This window comes from Synechococcus sp. H60.1 (assembly GCF_047462335.1).
Classification (GTDB): Bacteria; Cyanobacteriota; Cyanobacteriia; order Thermostichales; family Thermostichaceae; genus Thermostichus.
Map to the genome: position 1 here is coordinate 1 of NZ_JANSJA010000001.1, position 2,996 is coordinate 2,996.

General features: G+C 58.4%; 4 protein-coding genes. 2 read left to right on the plus strand and 2 right to left on the minus strand.

Features of this window, described 5'->3' with window-relative positions:
* Nucleotides 1-105: 105 nt before the first annotated feature.
* The gene (locus NW852_RS00005) at nt 106-1,215 is read right to left on the minus strand and encodes a dockerin type I domain-containing protein (RefSeq protein ID WP_414372725.1); all 1,110 of its coding nucleotides are present in this window, start codon (nt 1,213-1,215) and stop codon (nt 106-108) included.
* A 206-nt stretch (nt 1,216-1,421) separates the two neighbouring features.
* On the opposite strand from NW852_RS00005, the gene NW852_RS00010 reads away from it, so the two are divergent.
* Together NW852_RS00010 and rpmB are read left to right on the plus strand one after the other, a co-directional pair.
* A complete protein-coding gene (locus NW852_RS00010) occupies nt 1,422-1,784 on the plus strand; it encodes a hypothetical protein (RefSeq protein WP_414366787.1) in 363 nt (120 codons plus the stop codon).
* Nucleotides 1,785-1,808: 24 nt separating this feature from the next.
* Nucleotides 1,809-2,045, plus strand: coding sequence for a 50S ribosomal protein L28 (gene rpmB / locus NW852_RS00015; protein ID WP_414372729.1), 237 nt, complete (start codon nt 1,809-1,811; stop codon nt 2,043-2,045).
* Nucleotides 2,046-2,118: 73 nt separating this feature from the next.
* On the opposite strand, the gene NW852_RS00020 is transcribed toward rpmB, so the two are convergent.
* The gene (locus tag NW852_RS00020) at nt 2,119-2,847 is read right to left on the minus strand and encodes a pentapeptide repeat-containing protein (RefSeq protein WP_414372731.1); all 729 of its coding nucleotides are present in this window, start codon (nt 2,845-2,847) and stop codon (nt 2,119-2,121) included.
* Between the last annotated feature and the right edge of the window lie 149 nt (nt 2,848-2,996).

Genomic DNA, 2,996 nt, shown 5'->3' on the forward strand with positions numbered 1-2,996 from the left:
TTAACCTACAGAATCCCCAGAGCCCCCTTAAAGTCGAAAAGGCTTCGGGCAAGCTTCTGAGGAACAAAATCCCAAGACCTAGCCAGCGCAAGTTAGCTTGGGCGTTTAGCTGGGGATCTCAATCGTGACATTGGCCAACTGCACATCGTCATAGTCCACCCAGGCCCCACCGTACTGGCCGATTGTGTTACTCCCCAGCGGCACAAAGATATCCAGGGATCCACCAAAAAGCGGGATACTTATCCGAGGGTCGCCGGCGATCCTGCCAGGCTGGATCACCGTTTTGCCAGTGCGCAGGGTAACAGTATTCAGGCCCAGGCGCAGATGCTCTAGCGGCAGAGGGATGCGCAAGCCGTCTCCTCCCAACTGGATCTGCTCTACCTCCACCCCGTTCAAAAGCACTCGCATGGGAGACATGTCGGCATTAGGAATCTGGGATTGTCCGGCCCGATAGGCGGCGGCTGTATCCAACCCAATCAGGGATCCAATCCGCAGAACTGGTGGACGGGGCGGCAGACGTTCTAGGCTGAAGGAGCGGGTCATCTCCCCCCCTTGGGCAGGAGCAAGAAATTGGCCAGCAGCCGCCGACTCAGGCGAATACCGGTTATCGCCTAGGCGGATGACATTGGCCTCCAGCACCAGCGTGCTGTTGGGATCCCAGCGCTCCAACTGTAACTGCCAAGGTCGCTCCCCGCCGGTCTGTCCGCTGCCTGTGCTCTGGGAATAGGGCAAATAGTTCTCCAGCCGCGCCACCAAAATCTCCTCTGCCGGCAGCGGCCCCGGCAGGCGAAACCGCCCCTGGGCATCGGTGCGCACCGCAATCCCGGCTCCCGGAATGGCCACCTCCACGTCGGCCAAGGGCTGCCCTGTCAGGCGATCCACCACCTGCCCAGAGTAGGCAGAATCCAACTGCACCTGTCCAGTGGGCACATCCGTGGCCGCCTGAATGCGCTGCTGCAACATCTGCCAATCGGCTTCTGTAATTCGTCCATCCTGGTCAACATCGGCAGCCCGGATCTGGTCGTCGGTCAACCCCCGTTCTCCGCGCAAATAGGCCCCCAACAGGTTGCGATCCTGCACCGTCAAGCGGCTATCCCCATCCAGATCACCCGGTTGAAAAGGCTGCGCTTGGGCAGAAGACACGCCTATCCAACCCAGAGCAAGGGATCCCAGCAGCAGCAAGAGGGAACGCCCCCATGAGGAGACCCTAGACATAGGCAACTCTCCTGAAAAAAGAGCTAGCCGCAGAGCCGGGAAGGCTTTGTTTACGTTCTAGCGCAGTTCACCGCTTTGCCGCCGGGTTAGCCAGCCGATTGAGGCTACTCTTGAGCGCATATTTTGCCGATTCGCCCTCTGCCCACTGGGACAGGCCAGAACTCGAAAGCTTGATGGTAAGATGAGCGTGGTGACCTGCTTCTTCTATGGCTCGATACTCCTGCGTGACTCAGCTTATGGGATCAGCCGAGCAGCTAAGCGAAGCGATCCGCGCGGTCTTGGAGCGTTGCCAGCTTACCGTCCTACACAACAGCCCTGACTACTGGGTGGCCGGCGAGCCGCCTGGAAAAAATCCCTACACCAAGCTGGTGACGGTGGAGGTGTTTGTGGATCGCAGCCGCCAAGCCGCTGACGGGTCTGTAGAGGTCACCTGCATCGCCAAAAACGAAGAGCTACCCCTGAGAAGCGTCAACCATTGCCAACAAACCTTTGACCAATTGAGGGCAGAGCTAGCCCAGTTGCAAGCTCAACTGCAGCTTGCTGCTCGACAAAAAGAGGCCATAGAATAGCGAAGCTGAGTTCCCTTGGATCTCATGGCACGTCGCTGCCAACTGACCAACAAAAAACGCAACAACGCTTTCGCCATCTCCCACTCCCACCGGCGTACCAAGCGCCTGCAGGAGGTTAACTTGCAGTGGAAACGCGTCTGGTGGGAGGAGGGCAAGCGGTTTGTGCGTTTGCGCCTTTCCACCAAGGCCCTGAAAACCCTCAAGACCAAAGGGATAGGGGCCATGGCCCGCGAAGCTGGAATCGACCTCAACCAATTTTGAGGGATCAGCCGGTGCCTTGACCTCCTGAGAACTGATCTGCTACGGCTGGCGGGAGAGTGACTTCGGCTACAGCTCACAGCAATCCAAACAGTTTGCGTGACTTGGGCTGGAGCCCCGCCAGCAGAGTGTTGAGGGTATCCCGCTGAGTAAGCTCGTTGGTGCCGCTCGCGCGCTCGATCAAGAACTTGCGCATTTGGTTCGAGAGCTTGGCGTCGGTAAAGTCGGCGCCGACAAAGCTGGCCCCTTCGATTTGGGCCTCTTGTAGGTTGGCCCCCACTAGGAGGGCTTGGTTGAAGTTGGCATGTTGCAACTGACAACTGGCTAGGACGGCCTGGGAGAGGTTGCAGCGAAATAGGTTGGCTTGGCGAAAGTCAGCGGCAAAAAAGTTTCCTTCCGCTAGGTTGGCAGCCACCAAGCTGGCCTCGCGAAAGATGGAGTGGCTGAAACGGCCTTCCTGAAAGCTGCTTTTGTCCAGCTTGGCAGCGGTGAAGTTGCTGTAGTCTCCCAGGGCTTGACTGAAGCTGGATCCCCGGAGGTCGGAGGCAGCGAAGTTGGCCCGCTCCATCTCGGCACGGCGAAAGTTGCATAACCGCAGATCTGCCTGTTGCATACTGAGCGAGCGCAGGTTAGCCCGCGTCAAGTTGGCCTTGGGCATCTGGATGCGGTCGAACAGGCCCCGCGAGAGGTAAGCACCTTCAAGGTTGGCGCCCAACAGGGAGCGCCCTTCTCGCAGGGCTGCTAGCAAGTCCCGCGTGGTTTCAATGCGAACCGGCTCGGAGGGTTGGGGAGAAGAAACACTCACAGACAGACCACTTCTCACAGGCAGGCCAGAAACCTGGTCAACCTGACCGAAACACTGAGGGCTAACAGGGATCCCATCTAATTAAGCTAGCGTTTGCATCGCCGGTCGAGGTTAAGGGGATATTAAAGACGGCTCTGCAGCGGTTTAAC

Bases quoted from the DNA above. Each gene is read 5' to 3' on its own strand.
- NW852_RS00005 (WP_414372725.1), bottom strand. From the start codon at position 1,215: ATGTCTAGGGTCTCCTCATGGGGGCGTTCCCTCTTGCTGCTGCTGGGA.
- NW852_RS00010 (WP_414366787.1), top strand. From the start codon at position 1,422: ATGGCTCGATACTCCTGCGTGACTCAGCTTATGGGATCAGCCGAGCAG.
- rpmB (WP_414372729.1), top strand. From the start codon at position 1,809: ATGGCACGTCGCTGCCAACTGACCAACAAAAAACGCAACAACGCTTTC.